This window comes from Pontivivens marinum, from assembly GCF_900231835.1.
Taxonomy (GTDB): domain Bacteria; phylum Pseudomonadota; class Alphaproteobacteria; order Rhodobacterales; family Rhodobacteraceae; genus Pontivivens; species Pontivivens marinum.
Window position 1 is genome coordinate 111,134 of record NZ_OCTN01000007.1, and the last position, 20,281, is coordinate 131,414.

General features: G+C 55.4%; 24 protein-coding genes. 17 read left to right on the forward strand and 7 right to left on the reverse strand.

Going from position 1 to position 20,281, the window contains the following annotated elements; translation table 11 throughout:
* Positions 1 to 40: 40 nt before the first annotated feature.
* Positions 41 to 424 carry a flagellar biosynthesis regulator FlaF gene (gene flaF, locus CR254_RS14630; protein WP_097931257.1) on the forward strand — a complete coding sequence of 128 codons (384 nt, stop codon included), beginning with the start codon at positions 41 to 43 and terminating at the stop codon, positions 422 to 424.
* Entirely contained in the window at positions 421 to 843 is a 423-nt protein-coding gene (locus tag CR254_RS14635; RefSeq protein WP_097931259.1) for a flagellar biosynthesis repressor FlbT, read from the forward strand. The genes flaF and CR254_RS14635 overlap by 4 nt, the downstream gene beginning before the upstream one ends.
* A gap of 64 nt (positions 844 to 907) precedes the next feature.
* Here CR254_RS14635 and fliI read toward each other — a convergent pair whose 3' ends face one another.
* Entirely contained in the window at positions 908 to 2,212 is a 1,305-nt protein-coding gene (gene fliI / locus CR254_RS14640) for a flagellum-specific ATP synthase FliI (RefSeq protein ID WP_097931261.1), read from the reverse strand.
* An 87-nt stretch (positions 2,213 to 2,299) separates the two neighbouring features.
* On the opposite strand from fliI, the gene CR254_RS14645 reads away from it, so the two are divergent.
* The 9 genes from CR254_RS14645 to CR254_RS14685 are packed head-to-tail and all read left to right on the forward strand — an operon-like array spanning position 2,300 to position 6,770.
* On the forward strand, positions 2,300 to 2,689 hold the full coding sequence (locus tag CR254_RS14645; RefSeq protein ID WP_097931263.1) for a FlgB family protein: 390 nt from the start codon (positions 2,300 to 2,302) through the stop codon (positions 2,687 to 2,689).
* Positions 2,690 to 2,701: 12 nt separating this feature from the next.
* Positions 2,702 to 3,091, forward strand: a complete 390-nt coding sequence (gene flgC, locus CR254_RS14650) for a flagellar basal body rod protein FlgC (protein WP_097931265.1) — start codon at positions 2,702 to 2,704, stop codon at positions 3,089 to 3,091.
* Between the two features lie 12 nt (positions 3,092 to 3,103).
* Positions 3,104 to 3,388 (forward strand): flagellar hook-basal body complex protein FliE, encoded by a 285-nt coding sequence (gene fliE, locus CR254_RS14655; protein ID WP_097931267.1) that lies wholly within the window; start codon positions 3,104 to 3,106, stop codon positions 3,386 to 3,388.
* Positions 3,385 to 3,651, forward strand: a complete 267-nt coding sequence (locus CR254_RS14660) for a flagellar biosynthetic protein FliQ (protein ID WP_097931269.1) — start codon at positions 3,385 to 3,387, stop codon at positions 3,649 to 3,651. The genes fliE and CR254_RS14660 overlap by 4 nt, the downstream gene beginning before the upstream one ends.
* Before the next feature lie 3 nt (positions 3,652 to 3,654).
* Positions 3,655 to 4,380, forward strand: a complete 726-nt coding sequence (locus CR254_RS14665) for a flagellar hook-basal body complex protein (RefSeq protein WP_097931270.1) — start codon at positions 3,655 to 3,657, stop codon at positions 4,378 to 4,380.
* A 16-nt stretch (positions 4,381 to 4,396) separates the two neighbouring features.
* Entirely contained in the window at positions 4,397 to 5,182 is a 786-nt protein-coding gene (gene flgG, locus CR254_RS14670) for a flagellar basal-body rod protein FlgG (protein ID WP_097931272.1), read from the forward strand.
* A complete protein-coding gene (flgA, locus tag CR254_RS14675) occupies positions 5,179 to 5,595 on the forward strand; it encodes a flagellar basal body P-ring formation chaperone FlgA (RefSeq protein ID WP_097931274.1) in 417 nt (138 codons plus the stop codon). Before flgG ends, flgA begins: the two co-directional genes overlap by 4 nt.
* Positions 5,592 to 6,317 (forward strand): flagellar basal body L-ring protein FlgH, encoded by a 726-nt coding sequence (gene flgH / locus CR254_RS14680; RefSeq protein ID WP_097931276.1) that lies wholly within the window; start codon positions 5,592 to 5,594, stop codon positions 6,315 to 6,317. The genes flgA and flgH overlap by 4 nt, the downstream gene beginning before the upstream one ends.
* A 9-nt stretch (positions 6,318 to 6,326) precedes the next feature.
* Positions 6,327 to 6,770 (forward strand): flagellar basal body-associated FliL family protein, encoded by a 444-nt coding sequence (locus tag CR254_RS14685; protein WP_097931278.1) that lies wholly within the window; start codon positions 6,327 to 6,329, stop codon positions 6,768 to 6,770.
* Positions 6,771 to 6,772: 2 nt separating this feature from the next.
* Here CR254_RS14685 and CR254_RS14690 read toward each other — a convergent pair whose 3' ends face one another.
* Genes CR254_RS14690 through CR254_RS14710 form a run of 5 tightly spaced genes read right to left on the reverse strand, consistent with a single transcriptional unit; the run spans position 6,773 to position 11,649 of the window.
* Positions 6,773 to 7,123 carry a hypothetical protein gene (locus tag CR254_RS14690; protein WP_097931280.1) on the reverse strand — a complete coding sequence of 117 codons (351 nt, stop codon included), beginning with the start codon at positions 7,121 to 7,123 and terminating at the stop codon, positions 6,773 to 6,775.
* Positions 7,120 to 8,181 carry an EscU/YscU/HrcU family type III secretion system export apparatus switch protein gene (locus CR254_RS14695; RefSeq protein ID WP_097931282.1) on the reverse strand — a complete coding sequence of 354 codons (1,062 nt, stop codon included), beginning with the start codon at positions 8,179 to 8,181 and terminating at the stop codon, positions 7,120 to 7,122. The genes CR254_RS14690 and CR254_RS14695 overlap by 4 nt, the downstream gene beginning before the upstream one ends.
* A complete protein-coding gene (locus CR254_RS14700; RefSeq protein ID WP_097931284.1) occupies positions 8,178 to 8,939 on the reverse strand; it encodes a flagellar biosynthetic protein FliR in 762 nt (253 codons plus the stop codon). The genes CR254_RS14695 and CR254_RS14700 overlap by 4 nt, the downstream gene beginning before the upstream one ends.
* Entirely contained in the window at positions 8,939 to 11,032 is a 2,094-nt protein-coding gene (locus CR254_RS14705) for a flagellar biosynthesis protein FlhA (protein ID WP_097931286.1), read from the reverse strand. Before CR254_RS14705 ends, CR254_RS14700 begins: the two co-directional genes overlap by 1 nt.
* A gap of 2 nt (positions 11,033 to 11,034) precedes the next feature.
* Entirely contained in the window at positions 11,035 to 11,649 is a 615-nt protein-coding gene (locus CR254_RS14710; protein ID WP_097931288.1) for a transglycosylase SLT domain-containing protein, read from the reverse strand.
* 258 nt (positions 11,650 to 11,907) lie between these two features.
* Between CR254_RS14710 and glpD the strand changes: the two genes are divergently transcribed.
* Positions 11,908 to 13,467: a glycerol-3-phosphate dehydrogenase gene (glpD, locus tag CR254_RS14715; protein ID WP_097931290.1), complete on the forward strand. Its 1,560-nt coding sequence runs from the start codon at positions 11,908 to 11,910 to the stop codon at positions 13,465 to 13,467.
* Here glpD and CR254_RS14720 read toward each other — a convergent pair.
* Entirely contained in the window at positions 13,464 to 14,435 is a 972-nt protein-coding gene (locus CR254_RS14720) for a FliM/FliN family flagellar motor switch protein (protein ID WP_097931292.1), read from the reverse strand. The genes glpD and CR254_RS14720 overlap by 4 nt on opposite strands.
* Before the next feature lie 162 nt (positions 14,436 to 14,597).
* Between CR254_RS14720 and CR254_RS14725 the strand changes: the two genes are divergently transcribed.
* From CR254_RS14725 to CR254_RS14745, 5 genes are all read left to right on the forward strand, one after another.
* The gene (locus tag CR254_RS14725; RefSeq protein ID WP_097931294.1) at positions 14,598 to 15,425 is read left to right on the forward strand and encodes an OmpA/MotB family protein; all 828 of its coding nucleotides are present in this window, start codon (positions 14,598 to 14,600) and stop codon (positions 15,423 to 15,425) included.
* A 59-nt stretch (positions 15,426 to 15,484) separates the two neighbouring features.
* Positions 15,485 to 16,798: a flagellar hook protein FlgE gene (locus CR254_RS14730; protein WP_180956027.1), complete on the forward strand. Its 1,314-nt coding sequence runs from the start codon at positions 15,485 to 15,487 to the stop codon at positions 16,796 to 16,798.
* A gap of 11 nt (positions 16,799 to 16,809) precedes the next feature.
* A complete protein-coding gene (flgK, locus tag CR254_RS14735) occupies positions 16,810 to 18,231 on the forward strand; it encodes a flagellar hook-associated protein FlgK (protein WP_097931298.1) in 1,422 nt (473 codons plus the stop codon).
* 64 nt (positions 18,232 to 18,295) lie between these two features.
* On the forward strand, positions 18,296 to 19,168 hold the full coding sequence (locus CR254_RS14740; protein WP_245851672.1) for a flagellin: 873 nt from the start codon (positions 18,296 to 18,298) through the stop codon (positions 19,166 to 19,168).
* A complete protein-coding gene (locus CR254_RS14745) occupies positions 19,165 to 20,271 on the forward strand; it encodes a flagellar basal body P-ring protein FlgI (protein ID WP_097931302.1) in 1,107 nt (368 codons plus the stop codon). The genes CR254_RS14740 and CR254_RS14745 overlap by 4 nt, the downstream gene beginning before the upstream one ends.
* Positions 20,272 to 20,281: the final 10 nt, after the last annotated feature.

Genomic DNA, 20,281 nt, shown 5'->3' on the forward strand with positions numbered 1-20,281 from the left:
GAAATTGGCTTGTTGCGATCAAACAGCGGGAACTCAGAACATGAATATTCGAACTGCCCAGAATGGGTATGGAACGGCGCAACGAAATGTTGGAACTCCGCGATCAGTTGAGGCGAGTGTTCTAGGGCGTATCACAAGGACGCTCATTGCGGCCGCGCAGGATCGGGATACGTCATATGCAGCCTATGTTGAGGCTTTGCAGGCGAATTCAGATCTGTGGCGGATTTTTGCACGGGATCTAAGCAGCCCTGAGAATGCGTTGCCGATGGACCTTCGTAAGCAGCTTTTTTCGCTAGCGGGGTTCGTTCACGATGAAACAAATCGGATTCTGATGAGCGGCGCAGGGGTTGAGAACCTGTCGGCGATCAATATGGATATCCTGTCGGGGCTGTCTGCGGCTCAACCCGCTCAGGTGACGACATGACAGGATTGGTCCTGAAGCTACGCCCTGCGGAGCGCGTCTTGATAAATGGCGTCGTCATTGAAAACGGTGATAGGCGGTCGCGGCTGAGCATTCTGACACCTGATGCCAGCATCCTGCGGTTGCGCGATGCAATCCACCCCACACAGGCAACAACGCCGGTGACACGGGTTTGCTATCTGGCACAACTCATCCTTGCGGGTGAGGTTGATAAGGTGACAGGCTACGCGCAATTGACTAGCGGCCTTGCGCAGTTGCGCCATGTTTTCACTGAGGGGCCAGCACATTGCCTGCTTGTTGAGGCCACGGCCCATGCCGATGCGAGAATGATCTACCAGTGCATGCGTTCGCTAAGAGCGCTGCGACCGATTGAGGCGGATTTGTTTGCAGAGGCGGATACAGCAAGGTTGGCTGGCGAATAGCTAACCTTGCTTATAAGCATAGTTTATCACGGCGCGGGGCGGTTCGCCCCGGCCTTGCGCATCATTAAAATCTAGCTGCACTGCACAGGGATGAGAGCCGTGCAAATGACGTTGTCGCGTCGGGCAGGTCACGCGCAGACCACATTGTATCAATCGCGTCAGCAGCTTTCATTACACTATCGGTTTGAGCGTTCTCACCCTCCACTGCCAGCCCCGCATCACGTAGTGGCGCTATACGTGATGCGGCCGCCAGAATTTTCCGAACCTGCATTATGACCGCATTTTCGTCAGCATTTGCTGCCTGCGGTAGTGAGCGTGATACTGATTTCAGGACGTCAATTGCGGGGAACCGACCGCTTTCTGCGATCTCTCGATCCAATATAATATGTCCATCCAGCATTCCGCGCACCATGTCGGCCAGTGGTTCATCCATATCCGACCCTGCGACCAGAACTGAAAGCACTGCGGTGATGTCACCTTGGCCTGCTGATCCTGGCCCGAGGCGCTCCATCATTCGTGCTAAGTCTTGACCTGTATTTGCGGGAAAACCGGTGGTGATTGTGGTGCCTGCCTGACTGGCCTGTACCTGACGATGGGCCTCTGCCCAACGAGTCAGGGAATCCATCAGGATTAGAACATGCTTCCCTTGCTCCTTAAAATGCTCCGCAATATCGATTGATGCTTGTGCTGCGCGCCGACGTTCAAGCGCGGAACAATCAGCGGTCGCAGCCACGCAAATGCATCGTGATCGCGTTTCGGCGTCCATCGTATGGTTGATAAAGCTGGCAAGCTCATGCCCCCGCTCACCAATCATGGCAAAGACAATGACGTCAGCCTTGATACCACTGGCTAGGGCGTTGAGAAGGCTGGTTTTCCCGACGCCGGACCCCGCGAATAGCCCTATGCGTTGCCCCTTAACTAGCGGCAGCATGGTGTCGATTGCCGGTTGGCCAGTGTCGAGGCGGGTGCCCAAACTGCGCCGCGATAGTGCATTTCGGTGTCCCGTCGGCACAAGGCGTAGCGGGCCGGCGCTTAACGCTTGTCCATCCATAGGATCGCCAAATGCGTTTACCACGCGGCCCAGCCAACTGGTATCTGGCCTGATGGAATTGGACGAATCCTTCCAGATGTAAGCGCCGGGCGCGAGACGGTTGATGGCACCAAACGGCGCCAACTTAATTTCGTCTTGCGATAGGGACGTGACCTCAGCACGGGTTCCTCCCTCAATCGAGAAAACATCACCAACGCCGATATCCTGCCGCAAACCGTGTGCGACAAGTAGCCCCTCCTCGATTCGGCGCAGTGTTGTTAGGTGCGATTTTTGAGGAATTTCGCGGATGGAGCGCGTCATTGCAGCGAATTGTGTCATTGGCCGATCCTCTTTTAATCCGTGATTACCCTTTGTTCACTTCCGAAGGTTAAGCCGAGGTTGAAGAGTAAAGGGAGAAGCCCTGAAATGACCGAAAACAACTCATTATTACGCGTTGCTGCTGAGGCAACGCGCCACGCCGCAACACGGCAGACGGTTATCGCGCGCAATATCGCGAATGCCGACACACCGGGATTCGTTGCGCAGGATGTTGTGCCCTTTTCCCAGCGCATGGCCGTAGATAGTTCCGATTTTTCTATTCGAAACACGCGAGCGGGCCACATGGCTGGTGGCTCTAGCCTGGAACCACGTGTGATTTCTGCCAGTTCCACCACCGGCGCTGGCACGCCTGATGGCAATACCGTTTCGATTGAGGACCAGATGGTGCGCGCTGCGGATGCCCGTCAGCAACATGATTTGGCGTTAACACTTTATCGAAAGTCTCTGGACATCATGCGTACCAGCCTAGGCCGTTAAGGGAGAAACCCTATGAGTGATCTACTGTCATCAATGCAAAGCTCTGTCAGCGGCATGACCGCCCAATCCGCGCGGTTGCGGTTGAGTTCGGAAAATATCGCGAATGCCGATACTCCCGGTTATCACGGAAAGACAGTTTCCTTTGAGGAGGTTACTGGGCGCGAGGGCATTGCGCGTGTTGTTGCCGGCGCGCCAGAGCTGAGCCAGCGCTCGCTTGAGCGGGTGTATTCCCCCGGCCATCCGCTTGCCGATGATGAGGGGTATTACGACGGCTCCAACGTCAATTTGATGGTGGAGATCGCGGATGCTCGTCAGGCACAGCGCACCTACGAAGCCAACCTCAAAATGTTCGATCAAGCCCGGGCGATGTCGTCCTCGTTGCTCGATCTTTTACGTCGCTAAAGGGGTTAAATCATGGACATTCAATCCACACTAGCAGGTCAGGCCTACGGACTGGCACGCCAGATTTCAGCGAAGCCACAGGTCGAACCGGTTGAGGAATTTGCCCAAGTTGCGGCTGACATGGTGTCGGATCTGCAATCGACGGAGCAAGCCGCTCGTGGCGCGTTGGCTGGCACAGTTGATCCACATGCGATGGTGCAGGCCCTAGCAGAAACCGAGTTGGCGGTCGAAACGGCTGTTACCCTACGGGATAAAGTGGTCGAGGCATATCAGGAGATTCTGAGGATGCCGGTATGACGCAGGGCCAACTTCTTGATTTGTTGCGTGAGGCATTGTGGGCTGCCTTGATCGTGGCACTACCGGTCCTTGCCGTTGCCCTCGCTATTGGTTTGGTGATCGGACTTGTGCAGGCGTTGACCTCTATTCAGGAGATGACGCTGACCTTTGTGCCAAAGCTGGCGGGCATTCTTACGGTGTTCTGGATCACCATGGATTTCTCGGGCCGCGTGCTGTTGGTTTTCTGGGATGAGAGCATCCTACCCGCGATAGTGGGGTCCTGATTTATGGATGTAACGGGACAGATCGCTCTATCGCGCCAAATGGGGCTGGATCGTGAAATGCAGGTCATCGCCAACAACTTGGCGAATATGTCGACCACAGGCTATCGCCGTGAGGGCGTGATTTTTTCGGAGAGCGTGCAGGCGTCAACAGACGGTTCAGATAGTGTGTCGATGGCATCCCTCAGTGCGCGGTTTTCGGACGAGGGGCTGGGGGCTGTGCGCAGTACCGGCGGCTCACTGGATATGGCGATCGATGGGCCAGGATTTTTTCAGATCGAGGGGCCGTCAGGTGCCCGTCTGACCCGTGCTGGCGCATTCATGCGCGATGCCGATGGGCAAGTTGTTAACGCGAGCGGCGAGTTTCTGCTCGACAGTGGGGGCGCACCGATCTTGCTGCCGCCGGGCAGTTCAAATGTCGTGATTTCTGGCGATGGCACCATGACTGCAAACGGTGAACCCGTCGCGCAACTGGGTCTGTTCATGCCGGCGGAGGGCGCAAGTTTTGAGCGTGAGGACGGTGTTCGGTTCCGCTCTGATCAACCGTTCGAGGCAATGTTTGACGGTCGCATCCAGCAGGGTGAGCTGGAGGGCGCGAATGTCAGTGCCGTTGCAGAAATGACCAGAATGATCGAGGTGCAGCGCGCCTACGAATTTAGCCAATCTTTACAGGAACGTGAGGATGAGCGGCAACGCTCCGTCGTGCGTACCTTGGGGCAGGCAGCACAATGATCGCAGGGAGTATAATATGAGAGCGTTATCTATCGCAGCGACGGGAATGGACGCGCAGCAAATGCGAGTCGAGGTGATTTCGAACAACCTCGCGAATATGAGCACGACCGCATATAATGCCCGTCGGGCGGAATTTGCAGATTTGCATTATCAACAGCTTAGCCGCGCTGGCAGTATCAACGCAGCTGACGGAACAGTCCTGCCGACGGGCGTTCAGCTTGGGCTTGGCGTGCGTGCGGCTGCTATCACGATGCATGTTGAGCAGGGTTCGCTACGCGCCACTGGCGGTGAACTGGATGTCGCGATTGAGGGGGCAGGTTACCTTGAGGTGGAACTGCCCAATGGCCAGCAGGCCTATACCCGCGATGGCGCGCTAAAGCGAAGTGGTGAGGGGCAGATTGTTACCTCTGACGGTTTCGCAGTCATTCCTGAAATCACAATCCCCGATGATGCAATGAGCGTGTCGATTAACGCGCAGGGCGAAGTTTACGCTTACTTCAGCGATCAGGTAACACCGCAGCTGATGGGCCAAATTACCCTAGCTGATTTTACGAATGATAAGGGGTTAGAGGCTCTAGGCGGCAACCTGTTCGCGGAGACTGAAGCATCCGGTGGACCGGTTGTTGGCAGCCCCGGTGATGACGGATTGGGAACGATGCGGCAGGGATATCTGGAGGATAGTTCGGTCGATGCGGTTCGGGAAATGACCGAACTGATCGAAGCGCAGCGTGGATATGAGCTGAACGCGAAGGTCATAACCGCGGCAGATCAAATGCTGTCTGCAACGACGCAAATCCGATGAGGGCGCTGGTTCTCGCACTAAGCCTTGGCGCTATGCCGGCCATTGCGCAATCCGTCATTCCGGTTCGCGCCATCAGGGCGGAGCAAGTTGTTCGCCCCTCGGACCTATCATTGGCGCAGGAAACGTGGCCGGGTGCCATTTCCGATATCGCAGATGCAATCGGGCGCGAGGCTCGCGTCACGTTATATCCTGGGCGGCCGATCCTTGCGGGTGATTTGGCCGACCGTGCCGTCGTTGATCGAAATCAGATTGTTCTATTGCACTACGCAGCAGGTGGTTTGGCCATCGTGACCGAGGCACGGGCATTGTCACGCGGCCGTCCGGGTGAGCGGATTAGAGCGATGAACGTCGAATCCCGTATGACCATCTGGGGAACGGTTCGCCCTGATGGCACGCTAGAGGTAATGCCATGAGGAAAGCGCTCGCAATTGCATTCATCCTAACCGGATGCGCGACATCCGAGATCGGCCAACCGCCTCAGGTCACGCCGATTGATGCGCCGGAAAACCGCATCATCGCAGCAGTCAGTCCTGAGCGATTGGCGTTGAGCCAAGCCGCCGCTTCGCGCGCGGAACCGCTCACGTCAGATGGCTCGCTTTGGCGCTCTGGCCCTAGCAGCCTTTTTGGTGATCGGCGTGCCAGCGTGTTGGGTGATATCTTGACGGTTGTCATTGAAATCGATGAGCAGGCGGAGATTTCAAACGGCACGGATCGATCACGATCAGGGCAGGAGGGGATGAGCGTTAGCTCTCTGTTCGGATTGCCTGAGAGTTTGGCCGGTCGCGGCGTTTCTCTTGATCCAGCGGTCGAGGCGAGCTCGACATCAGGGTCATCCGGTTCGGGTAGCACACGGCGCGAGGAGGAGATCACATTGCGGGTCGCTGCGACGGTCGTGGATATCCTGCCAAACGGACATCTCGTGGTTCTGGGCAGTCAGGAAGTACGCGTGAATTACGAATTGCGTGATTTGCAGGTCGCCGGAATCGTGCGGCCCGAGGATATCTCGCGCCAGAATGAGATTACCTACGATAAAATTGCGGGCGCTCGGATCATCTATGGTGGGCGGGGGCAAATCACAGACCTGCAACAACCACGGTATGGCCAGCAGCTCCTTGAGCGTGTTTTGCCATTCTAAGGAGGGGTTATGCGTTTTCTGATTATCCTATCGCTTGCCGTGATTTGTGGGGCAGGCGGGGCAGGCGCGGCGTGGGTCTTGAAATCGGGGCAGGGTACAGATGCCGTGATGGAGGATGACGAACCCAGTCATTATGGTTTCGTCGAGCTGCAAAACCAGTTCGTTGTCCCGTTAACTGATGGGGATACGATCTCCGGCCTTGTGGCTGTTTCGCTGGCTATTGAGGGGGAAAAAGGCCAGGAAACCATGATTGAGGATGCCGAACCGCGCCTGCGCGATGCGTTTCTGCGCGTTCTGTTCGACCATGCGCGGGCTGATGGGTTCTCTGGTGATTTCACGAATAACACGAGTATGTCCGAGCTGCGAAATCGGCTCAGCACAACCGCGCATGGCATTCTGGGCTCGATCGCGAATGGAGTCTTGATTACCAGCGTGACCCGTCAAGATTTCTGAGATTATAAACCTCTGCGAGCGCGCTGCTGGTCAGCGCGCTTTTGCGCCTTTAGCGAAGCCTCGATAACAATATCATACTGCCGTCGCAGTTTTGCTAGCTCAAGAACAGCCTTCTGGTGTTCAGAGGTAGCGTTGATCAGGGATGTATCAATCGCGCGTAGGCGTGCTTGACGCCCGCGATCCTCCATAGCCCTTTGCAGAATGTCGTCAGTGAGTGGCATGGTCAGGATCTCGCTCCGATCATTCTTTAGCTTGCTCAATTGATTGCCGACCTGCGCGACCCGCACTTTTGATTTGGCAATGAGCGATGAGAGGGCTTGGCTGACGCGCTTTGCATCCCTGGGGTTCATCATGAGCGAGCCTTTGAACGCATTTTGTCGGCAAACCGAATTGCAGCAGCGACTGCACGATATGTGTCATGCGGTATCTCTGCGCCGACGGGTAAATCCGCATATAGCATCCGCGCCGTCGGGATATCGCGATAGGTCGGAATGCCATTCTCGGCGGCCAGTTCGCGTATTCGCGTGGCAATCTCACCTTGCCCCTTGGCCACGCAGATTGGTGCGCCGGGTTGGGTGCGGTCCCACTTTAGCGCGACTGCGATTTCCGTTGGATTGACGAGGATAACATCAGCCTCAGGCACGTCTTGCAACATCCGGTTTCCGGCCAACTCCTGCGCGCGCTGCCGTCGTTGCGCTTTTTGGTGGGGGTCACCCTCGGAATCCTTGGACTCATCGCGCAGATCTTGATGGCTCATCCGAAGTTTTCTTTGGTGATCAAATCGTTGCCAGAGGAAGTCCACAATTGCAATTGATCCGGCAACCAGTGTCGCAACTGTTAGCAATGAAAGGACGGTCTTGCCCATATAGATGGCGAGCGTTCCTGCTGATGCTCCTGACAGTCCAATCAAGCGGTCCTTCTCTAAGTCAAACCAGACACCTAGTGCGACGGACAGGATGAGGAGTTTTGTTGTGCTCTTTGCAAATTCGAACAGGCCAGTAGCTCCAAATTTTCGTCCAAACCCCTTAAGGATACTGATGCGATCCAGTTTGGGGGCGAGGTTAGAGCCCGTGACCAAAATACCGCGCTGAGCTATCAGCGCAGCTAAGATCAACGCGATTGGCAGTGCGATGAGTGAGGCCGCGGCAATAAATGCATTCTGCATCGCCTTTAATGCTATCGACATTCCCTGCGGGGTCGTGGCTTCGGCAAAAATTCGCGTTAGGCTGCTGCCAATGACATCAATCTGGCTTGCACCAAAAATACTCAGGCCAATGAGTAGGCCAAGATATGAGGTGGCGGATAAGATATCAGGACTGCGTGCGATGTTTCCCTTGCGCCGCGCATCGTCCAGCTTTTTGGGCGTCGGGTCATGGATTTTCTCACCGCTGTCGCTTTCCGATTCACTCATGGCGGTGATGAAAATGGTGCGGCAAGAAGGTCGGCAAGCAGCTCATTCCAGAGTATCAAAATCGCAGGGGCGGCCAGTAGCATTAGAATGATTGAGGCCCCCGTAATCGCGGGCGCGCCGATAAATGCGACCATTAATTGCGGCATCGCGCGGTTAATTGCACCCAGCGCGATGTTATAGGCCAATGCCACCACTACGAATGGTGCAGCTAGGGTGAAGCCCAATGAAATGGTGTGGCCGGTTCGCGCGATCCCCCACTGGGCAAGCTCGCCGGAATTTGGCAATCGTCCGGGGGGGAACAAGTCATAGCTTAGGACCAAGGCCTCCGCTATTCGGATATGCAGCCCAAGGATCAGCGCAAGGGTAACGCCTGCGAGGGACAGCATCGCGCCGATTGCGGGCATCGGGTCTGGCATCGCACCCGGTCCTAGGAGTTGGGCAAGCGATGTGCTTTGCGCCGCGATAGAGCCTGCAAATTGCAACGCCATGACCAGCATGCGTATCGACAGGCCAAGGGTTATTCCCACTGCGATTTCTACAATCAAGGCTGGCAGCAGAGGAACGCCATATGCATCAGGCACCATCGGCCATACAATCATCGTGAATGCAACTGAAACAGCTAGCCGGACGCGCATTGGCAGCAAGGATGATCCAAAGCCGGGCATCAGCCCAACAGCGGCTGCCACCCGTGCAAAGACAAGAGCAATCGCCGTAAAAACGTCTTGCGAAAACAGCGCTATATCCCCCAGCTCTGCCATTATGGTGCAACCGTGCCTAGCATTGTTGGGCGAACGCCGGTGCCAATCTCATCATATGATAAAACCGGGCTGGATATACCGCGTGCGGCTAGAATTGCTCGAATAAAGCGTCGGCGTCGGGCAGCTGTAATGATCGCAGGATTCCGACCAGTTTCGGCAATTCTTGTAATTTCTGCTGCGATCCGTTCCGTTAACCTGTTGATGTCAGGTCCTGGCAAGGCAACATCATTTGCGCCGCCACTGCCTGAAACTTCATTTCGGGCAAAGAGAGCCTCCCACGCGGGGTCGAGTTGAATTAAGGGTAGTGCGCCATCAGTTTCACTTAGGGTTGCAGTTAATTGAAACGATAATCTGTGCCGAACATGCTCTGCCAAAACCTCGGGCGGGGTAGTTTGTGGGGCGGCCTCGCTTAATGCTTCGAGGATCAGGGGCAGGTTGCGGATGGAAATTTGCTCCTCCAGCAGCAACCGTAGAACGGTTTGAAGCGTATCTAGGTTAACCCTCTCTGGAACATACTCATCCAATAGCTTTTTGTTCGCCGCCGCGCGGGCAGGGTCTGTCGGGCTGGTAAAAGCATCGAGCATTTTGCGCAGCGCGCGTCTAGTGAACAATCTGCCGAAATGGCTCTTGATAACTTCTAGCAGATGCGTGGCGATAACTTCAGCCGGTGTAATGATCGTATGGCCTGCAAGGTCAGCGCTGTTGCGATCGTCAGGATTAATCCACCGCGCAGGGGCGCCGTAAACGGGCTCAGCCACATCCTGCCCCGATGGTAATCCGGCCCTCTCATCGGGTAGCAGCATGAGGAGGCTGTTCGCCTCCAGATGGCTTTCCGCAACGCTAACACCCTGAATGCGGATGGAATAGCCGCCTAGGGTGCTGCCCGGATCATCTGTGAGACGAATTTCCGGCAGGATTAGTCCGTATAGTTCCGCGATATGATTGCGCATATTAACAATGCGCGCGTCGAGGCCGCTGGCTGCATTCATCGCCACAGGCACCAGATCAGGCGCAACCGTGACGTGGATTTCATCAAGGTCTATTACATCACCTAGGCTACGTTCCTTGGCTATCGGGGCAGGGACAATTTCCTGCTTTGCGGCCTCACGCTGTTCTCTTTTTTGTTTCTCTAGACCGAAATATGCTGCCAGCCCTAGGCCTATAGCGCCAATCATAAACGGGATGAACGGCAAACCGGGAATAATCGCGAACACCGCCATTAGGCCCGCAACAGTTCCCAATGCCGCTGGATAACCGCCCAATTGCGTGAGAATTGCCTGATCTGCGCTATCCGTCGCGCCCCCCTTGGCCAGCAGCAATGCCGTCGCAATGGAGATGATGACCGCAGGAATTTGGCTAACCAAACCGTCGCCAACAGTCAGGATTGCGTATGTTTCAAAGGCTTGCCCCGCTGGCATGCCATGAACAAACATGCCTATGGACAGGCCGACAATCAGGTTCAGTAGGGTGATCAACAGGCCCGCAATTGCGTCACCCTTTACGAATTTTGAGGCGCCATCCAGTGAGCCGAAAAAGGTGGTTTCCTCCTGCTCAACCTTACGGCGCTTGCTCGCATCCTCATGTGTCATCGCACCGGCGGCCATATCACTGTCGATGGCCAATTGCTTGCCCGGCATGGCGTCTAGAGCAAAGCGCGCGCCGACCTCGGCCATGCGGCCAGCGCCCTTTGTGATGACCATAAAATTCACAATCAGCAGGACGCAAAACACAACGAGGCCCAGATAGACGCTACCGCTCATCACGAACATGGCAAAGCCCTCGATAACACCGCCAGCGGCCTGTGTGCCGGTGTGACCTTGCCCGATAATCAGCTTCGTCGAAGATATGTTCAGCGAAAGTCGCAGCATCAGGCTTGCCAGTAGGATCGTTGGAAAGGCGGAGAAATCCAGCGGCCTTTGAATGAACAGCGTGTTCGCGAAAATCAGGATTGCCAATCCAAAGGAGGCAGACAGCCCGAGGTCGAGCACAATCGCGGGCACTGGCAGGATCATCATGATGATGATCGCCATCAGCGCGAGGGTCATCAATACCGTGGGTTGGTACAGGACACGGATGTTGAATGTGGACCCCATGATTAACGCCTATGCAGCGGGCCAGCCGCACGTGTTAGCAGCGGACCGGTTGCGCGCGTTAGATAAAACACCGACGCGGTGTTTTGTGCGGGTTCAAGACCTGCATCCGGTAGATTGCCGCGGATTTCATCGAATCGTGCGATATAGCGTTCAGAAAATTCAGGAGTGCCGGAGTGATATCGACCGGCGGCGCGGCTCCAGTCGCCAAACGTTTCGAAATGCTCATTGAGGTATTTCGCCGCGTATTCGGCGTTGGCGGTTGGGTCAAACATTGCTGCAACGCTGTCAAACGCATCGCCATGCCACCGCCAGTTCAACTGGAAACACCCAACATCAAAGCTTGTTTGACCTTGTGATAGGGCATCTTCGGCGAATGATTGGGCCTGCTGTCGGGTGTCGAACCAATGGCCTGCCCCCTCAAGGTTAACGGTCCATGGCCATGGACGCAGCTCTCCATCACGGGGCCTGCCTGTTTCGGTCAATGTGATCGCGCGCATAACGTCGATGGGGATGTGTTGATCGCGGGCTGCATGGTTTGCCGCGACATCGCAAAGCGTTGCATCGGCGTGGACTGGGCCGGCAAGCATAAGGAATGCCATGATGTAACGTGGTTTCATTGCCCGATTTCCCTGCTGTAGCATTCTTGCCAAACAGGATTACCGGTAGATGGTTACCGAAGAGTAACCATCACGACATCTCATTCGATACAGGATTTTGAGCACTTCTTTGAAATGTAACATGCAGGAAATCATAATCGCCCTATCATTGCAGGGTGATTGGGGACGATTCAGCGGATTGCTGTTTTGAGATAAATCTTTGCGTTGACCATTCGAACTTAAACGAAGATAAGCGCAAAAAAATGAACGAGGTGGATCATGAGCGATATTCTCGATCTTTGGGTGATTGGCGGCGGTATTAACGGTGTGGGTATTGCCCGCGACGCTGTTGGACGTGATCTGACAGTCGGGCTTTGCGAGCAAGGCGATCTGGCCGGTGCCACCTCATCCGCGTCCACCAAGCTGTTCCATGGCGGGCTACGGTATCTGGAATATCTAGAGGTTGATTTGGTGCGCAAGGCACTGATCGAGCGGGAAACATTGTTGACAGCGATGCCACATATCTCATGGCCGATGCGCTTTGTCCTTCCGTTTCATCCTGATATGCGGTTCGAGGGCGAAACGCCGGTTAGCCGTATTGTAAGCCGGTTGATGCCGTGGACCAAGGGGCGTCGCCCATCGTGGTTGATCCGGTTGGGCCTATTTTTCTACGATCATTTGGGCGGTCGTAAGGTTCTGCCCGCGACCAAGACTTTGGACCTGCGCACCGACCCGGCAGGTGTTGCGCTGGAAAATAAGTTCGAGAAGGGCTTTGAATATTCCGATTGCTGGGTCGAGGATAGTCGCCTTGTGGTTCTGAATGCGCGTGATGCGGCCTCCCGTGGGGCGGAGATTTTGGTTCGTACCAAATGTGTTGGTGCTGATCGTCACGACGACCACTGGGTTATCCACTTGGAGGACGTTCGGTCCGGTGCGCGTTATCAACGCCGCGCCCGCATCTTGGTAAATGCTGGCGGTCCATGGGTTGAGGATATCGTTCGCAATACGGTGAACATTGAATCGCGCGAAGGCGTCCGCTTGGTGCGTGGCAGTCATATCGTGGTGAAGAAAATGTTCGATCATGATCGCGCATATTTCCTACAGGGTGAGGATGGCCGCATCATGTTTGCGATCCCTTATCAGGAGGATTTCACTCTGATCGGGACGACGGATCAGGATCACACGGCTGGCCCCGGAACCGCAGAATGCACGCTCGAGGAAGCGGACTATATGCGCAATTTCGTGAATGCATATTTCGAGGCGGATATTCAGCCCGAGGATATTGTGTGGACCTATTCCGGCGTGCGTCCCCTTTACGATGACGGTGCGAAATCAGCGACCGCGGCGACGCGGGACTATGTTCTATCGCTGGATACAGCGCAGCAGCAGGCTCCTTTGCTGAATGTATTCGGTGGGAAAATAACGACTTACCGTAAGCTGGCCGAATCCGCTTTGGCAAAGCTGGAGGATCATATCTCTGGCAAGCGTTCGAATTGGACCGCTGGTGTCGCATTGCCAGGTGGTGATTTTCCTGTGGATGGCGTTGCAGCATTGACGCAACGCGTGGCCGATGCCGCGCCCTATCTGACGGCCAAAACGGTTCGCCGGTTTGTTCGCGCATATGGCACCGACGCGCTGAACATCTTGCAGGGGGCGAGCAGTTTCGCAGATCTCGGGCGCGATTTCGGCGCTGAATTGACGGAGCGGGAAGTGCTGTGGCTCATGCAAAATGAGTGGGCCCAGCGGGCGGAGGACGTTGTTTGGCGGCGATCCAAGCTCGGCTTGCGCATTACGGCAGAGCAGATCACGGCCTTGGATGACTGGATGCTCGACTGTTAAGCGCCGGTTGGACGTTGGTCGACGATGCTGCGTAGATGCTCCGTCACCTCTTGCTGGGGATCATCGGTTAATCGTACGCCCTTACCCTCGTCCCGCGCGCCTAGGCGCGCGGCGGCGAAATACACTTGATTATCAGCAGTGCCCAAAACCAGCTCCAACTCATCAACGGCACTGCGCGGTACGGGGATGATGTCACCAACCCTCCAATCCTCGATTTGGCCCATGCTGACCTTGGCGCGATGCATGATTGCGGTCATCGAGACAGGGCAATTCAGCGCCGCCTGATGCATGTGATCCTGCCAGATACCACCGGCACTATCGGTGCCGTGCGACTCGGTCGGTTTGCGGATGGATTGCAGGCTGTCCAGAACGGATAGCGGAATGATCAGCTCAAAATCAGCGTTGCGCGCCGCCTCACCTATATCAAGGTTTAGACCTATGGTCATTACATCGGCATTTGGCGGTGCGATACTAACCTGCGTTACGTTCTGCTCCATATAGGCGAGGGCCAGCTTCCGCGCGACGGGGGCACCCATCGTTTCCTCCATCGCGCGGGTAAAGCAATCAATCGCTCCGGCCAGAAAATCCTCACACAGCTCCATATCAATGGCGGTTAAACTGCGCGTCGTCGGAACAGGGGACACGGTGGGGTCGCCGCCCATCCGCAGATCAACCAAGTGAAACACCAATTCGGAACTAAGGTTAATCATCGCCGCAGTGTCCAAACCGGGAATCCGCGCAATGCCCAGCATTGATGGAATTGCGATACGCTCCATCGTGTCTGCCTGTTTCGACACCTCTGTCGCGGTGATGATCGCGCCAGTTGTAGTTTTGAACAAATCACGCGCCGTGCGTTCGATTGCGGCCGCAAACCGGACTGCAATCGCGGAAAATTCCGGCATCGGAACACGCCCATCGGGGCGTTGTGCGATTTTGCGTGCGATTATCGTGTCGATTTGGTCGGCCACGGTTCAGTAGCTCCGATTCTTGCTTTGCATAACCTGCTTAGCCCCTTGGTGATTAACGAGGTGTTACATCGCCCGTTAAACTAAAATGCAGGGGATATCGGATGGAGCCATTAACACTTGCGATGAGTTTCTTGTGCAATGCAGTGTCCGAGGAGCATTTAGATGGCCAGTAATTCCGGGGCGAACAGGCCCATCATAATCAAACGTAAAAAGGTCATCGCGGGTGGTGGGCACCATGGCGGTGCGTGGAAGGTTGCCTATGCAGATTTCGTGACGGCAATGATGGCGTTTTTTCTGCTGATGTGGCTGCTCAACGCAACGACCGAGGATCAGCGCGTTGCGTTGGCCACTTATTTTACGCCCACGATCTCAATCTCGAATGATTCCGGCGGTGGGGATGGGGCGCTTGGCGGGGATACGATTTATGCTGAGGATGTGATGGCGCAAACAGGGACTGGGGCAACGGATACTCGGCCTGCTGATGCGCAGGCGGCGCGGGGCGATACGGGATCTGCACCGGATGAAAACCTGATGGCGGGCGATGCGGAATTTGAAATAGCTGAGGCTATTGAGAATGCTCTGCTGGCCAGTGGCGGTGAAAGCAATCTAGCAAATGACCTGCTGAAACACATCCACACGGAGGTCAGTGATGAGGGTGTTGTCATCGATATCAATGGCCTAAGTGGCGCGCATTTATTCGCCGATGGCAGCACCAGACCAACGCCCCGGCTTGCAATTCTGCTAGATATGATTGCTTCGATTTTACCCGTTGTCCAAAACGACATAGCAATCATCGCCTATCGGCAGGACGGCGTGACGCCGGTTTCGGGTACGCAGCGTGCGGATGCTGTTGCCGCGTTGCTGACACGTCGGAACTTTCCTCCTGCGCGGATTGAGCGTGTTACCGGCCACGCGACGCATGGTGATGCTGATGTGGTTTCCGATCTGCGGCCTGACGATCGGGTTACACTCACAATTTTGCGCAATTAGGAGTTTCTTAAAAGTGATGCGCGATGAGTCGTACCTGAATTGGTCGAAAGGACACCATCGTGAGCATCTCCTCCTCCATGAATGCAGGCGTTACCGGATTGAACGTCAACGCTACCAAACTGGCTACGATTTCGGATAATATCGCGAACTCCTCTACCTTTGGATACAAAACGGCGGAGAGTGATTTCGCGTCAATCGCACTGGATTCTGGGGGTGGCACATACACTGCGGGGGGAGTGTCGGTCACAACGTTCCGTAATGTTGAGGCGCAGGGCTCGCTGGTCACGACTGATAACGCGACAGACATTTCCATCGCAGGCCGCGGCATGCTGCCCGTCACCGCGATTGAGGATGTGAACGCCACCGGTGATCAACCCCTGCTGCTGGTCAGCACGGGCTCCTTTGAACCGGACGAAAATGGGGTCTTGCGGACACAAAACGGCCTCGCACTATTGGGATGGCCCGCAAATTCGGATGGTAGCGTGACGCCACAGGCGCGCGACAGTGCCAGCGGGCTTGAACCTGTTCGGGTTACATCCAGCCAGCTTGCGGCGGAGGCCACCGAGAATATCAGCTTTGGTGCCAACTTGCCTGCATCTGCAACCCGCGCTGGTGAGCCTGCTACCGCACTACCCATTGGCATTGAGTATTTCGGGAATTTGGGAACATCTGAGACGTTAACGGCAAATTTCACACCGCAAATCCCCGCTAGCGGACAGTCTAATACATGGCAGTTAGAGCTGACGGATTCAGCCAGTACGACCAATCCGGTTGCGATTTTTGAAATCGAATTCGACGACTCCCGATTGGGCGCAGGTGGTATTAGTGAAGTCCGCACCCTCGCATCTGGTGCGGTTAATGGTGAGAGCTTCGATGCGTCCACCGGTGCGCTAACCGTCAATCTGGAGGGCGGGCCTGTTTCGATCCAAATCGGGCGGCCAGGTCAGGACGGGCAGTTAACACAGCTATCCTCATCGTTCGCGCCAAATGCAATCACTAAGGATGGAGCGCCGGTTGGCAACCTGTCTACCATCGAAATTGATGAGGGCGGAACGCTGCGCGCCATCTATGACACAGGGTTCTCGCGCACACTTTACCAGATCCCCTTGGCGGATGTCCCTAATCTTAATGGGTTGCGCGCCATGGACAATCAGGCATTCGCTCTGACTGCTGAAAGTGGATCAATGTATTTGTGGGACGCAGGTAGTGGCCCGACGGGCGCAACGGTTGGGTTTTCTCGTGAAAGCTCCACTACGGATATTGCGGCTGAATTAACCGCGTTGATCGAGACGCAGAGAGCCTATTCCTCAAATGCTAAAATCATTCAGACGGTGGATGAGATGTTGCAGGAAACCACAAATATTAAGCGATAGGAGGAGTTGAGATGAGCATCTCTGGCGCTTTTGCAAATGCACGTAGTGGTCTTGCGCTCAACGCGCGGGCGGCAGAGCTGGTCGGCTCAAACATCGCAAATGCCCTGACTCCGAACCATGCGAGGCAGGAAATCGTCGCGACTTCGTTGAGTACAGGAGGTGTGGGAATTGATAAAATCGCTCGCGCCTCTGATCCCGTTGCCATGGCCACTCGGTTATCAACGCAGGCTGAGGCTTCTGAGGCGACAACAATGCTTGAGGGGCATCAGCAGATTGCAGATTTGGCTGGTAGTGATGATGGTTCTACTGGGCTAGCGGCGTCGATCAACCAGCTTGGGATATCAATATCCCAAGCCGCAATTGGTAATCAGGATCAATCTGCCCTGCAATCTGTGGTGTTTGCTGCGCAGGACGTTGTTGCTAATTTCAACGATATGGCAACAGGGTTGCGGGCATTGCGGGACAGCTCAGATGCTTCTATCGCGGATCGCGTTGATAGCCTAAATGCGGGATTGCAAGCGATTGACGCGCTGAACGTAGAGATCGTGTCAGCAAATGCCCGGCTTCAGGATACAGCCGCGCTTGAAGAACAGCGCGAGGCCTATGTCCTGGAAATTTCTGAGCACCTTCCTGTTTCCGTTGTTAGCCGTCAGAATGGCCAAATTGCGTTATTTTCCACGCATGGGGCGATGCTGCTAGATGGTGCACCTGCCACATTTGGTTTTGCCGCCTCGGGGGTAGTCGGGGATGGCGCGTCCATAAATGACGGGACCGTTAGTGGGTTAACGCTGAACGATTTACCAGTGGATGAAGGGGCTACTGGATTGCTGGCGGGCGGTGGTCTTGCTGCTGATTTTGCGATGCGTGATGAGGTTGTGCCACAGGCGCAAAACGCGCTGGATGAATTGGCGGGCGTGGTATTGCAGCGCTTGGAATCTGCGGACGACACCCTCAATGCAGGGCAAGGCGGACTGATTTCCGATGGGCCGGCTGACTACGATCCTGCCTCGGCGCAGGGTTTGGCCGCGCGTATGAGTGTTAACCCCGCGCTGGACGGATCGGTTGCATCATTGGCTATGGTGCGTGACGGGTTTGGCAGCGGGGAAAATGGTAACGTACTGAACGCACTGACGGCCGCGCTAACACGGCAGGATTCCGATCTTTCCGCAACCGGCGATGTATCGTCACGTGACCTGATTGGCCACATTTCACAGATGGCAACTGGGCTAAACCAGATCGCGTTTCGTGCTGAGCAAAGCAATGCTGAGGTTTCGGCGAGGGCATTATCCGCTGAAACAGCCCACGCGCAGAGCGTCGGCGTGGATAGCGACCAGCAACTGCAATTGCTTCTGGAGATTGAGAACGCATATGCCGCGAATGCGCGTGTCGTCGCGACAGCCGACGCGATGATGCAAAAACTATTGGAGTTGTAAGATGATCTCAGGAAACCACTCCGACTTGGCCTCATTATTATCGAGAAGCTCACGATTGAGCGACGTGCGAAGTGAAACCTATTCCGCTGAAAATGAGCTGCTTTCGGGGCGTGTTGAGAATGTCGCATCGCTAGGTGCATCCAGTGCATCACGAGTGCAGCGCATCAATCTTGATCTCGTGCGGGCTGATGCAGATCAGCAGTCATTGTCCCTAATGATGGCCGATCTTAGTCAGACAGATGTGACATTGGCCCATGTCGCGGCTCAAACCGGTGCCTTAAGTTCAGATTTTCTATCGACCGGCTTTGATGCTGCATCCGTTGATCGCCGTGCAGAGCGGGCTGAGCAGGTGCTGAAAAGTGTCACAGACCTAATGAAGCAACCTGGAATGCTCAGCGCTGCGCGTATTGTCGAACCGGATGCGTTATTGGCTAAAGTTAGTGAGGCAATGCAGGGTAGTTCCGATCCAGCGGCCGCTCTCTCCTCATATTTTGAACGTGGCGGTGGGTTCGATACCGATTTTCCATTAGGGCAGGCGCCATCTGAACCAATGTTGTCGAATGGGCAAATTCCGTCCCAGAAGTTCGATCTGAACTCGGATGAAATCAGAACGGCTCTGGCAGGCTATACGGCATTTGCACTTGCCGATGACTCTCAGGCACAGGCTCTTAGCGAGCTGGGCAGCAAATTACTGCTGGATGCTCAGGACGGAATCACCTCTTTACGTACCCAATTGGGTAGCCGACTAGGGCGTGTCGAGGATCTGCAAACGGCGACAGCAACGCGTGAAACAGCACTGAATATTGAGAAAAATGCACTGGACGGGGTTGATCCATATGAGGCAGCTACGCGGTTGCAGGCATATCAAGACAAAATGGACATGGTTCTGGTGATGACGCGCCGGATGTCCGACCTTTCCCTAGCGAAGTACCTATGATGCGTGGGTTCATTATCTTGATGATGTTGCTGGTTAGCGGGTTCTCTGCAAATGCGGAAACGGTGCGGATCAAGGACCTTGTGGAATTTGAGGGCGTTCGCGGTAACGACTTGGTCGGCTACGGGCTGGTCGTTGGCTTGGATGGTTCTGGCGATACCTTGCGCAATTCGCCGTTCACTGAGGAAGCAATGGCGAATCTTCTCGAACGACTGGGCATTAACGTTAGTGGCGAACAGTTCCGTCCCCGCAACGTTGCTGCTGTCTTGGTTACTGGCGCACTGCCTCCCTTCGCACGTGCAGGCGGGCAAATGGATGTTACCGTTTCAACCATCGGCGATGCGCGCAGCTTGCTAGGTGGAACTCTCATCATGACGCCGTTAAATGCTGCTGACGGTGAGATTTATGCAGTGGCGCAAGGGCCAGTGATATCGGGTGGTGCGCGGGTTGAGGGGGATGCGGCCTCAGTGACGCTTGGTGTTCCCACGTCAGGCGTTATCCCTGCGGGGGCTCGTGTGGAGCGAGAGGTTCCGTTTGTTTTCAATGATTTGACGAGTTTGGATCTGGCCTTGCGCACACCGGATTTCACGACTGCAGCGCGGATCGAGACCTCGGTTAATGCGCGCTATGGTGGCGGAATTGCGCGGATGATCGATTCTGGAACGGTTCGACTGGATTTGCTTGCAGCGCCGGATCTGACACCCTCGCAAATTGTGAGTAGCCTTGAAAATATCGAAGTTGACCCCGATCAACGGGCTCGCGTTGTCGTTGATCAGCGGTCAGGCACAATCGTCCTTGGCTCGGATGTACGGATATCAGCCGTTGCGGTCAGCCAAGGAAACTTGACGCTGCGGGTTGAGGAGGCACCACTGGTTGTGCAGCCCAATCCTTTTACCCCGGGTGGTGACGCGGTCGTTGTTCCACGTAGCACCGTTGGGATTGAGGAGGAGGCGGGAAGTCAACTGGCGCTCGTCAATGATGCTACAACCTTGCCAGAGGTTATTGCAGGTTTGAACGCATTAGGTGTCTCACCGCGGGACATGATCGATATATTAAAGGCGATAAAGGCCGCAGGGGCGCTGCATGCGGAGTTTATTGTTCAGTAGTCGTAACTTC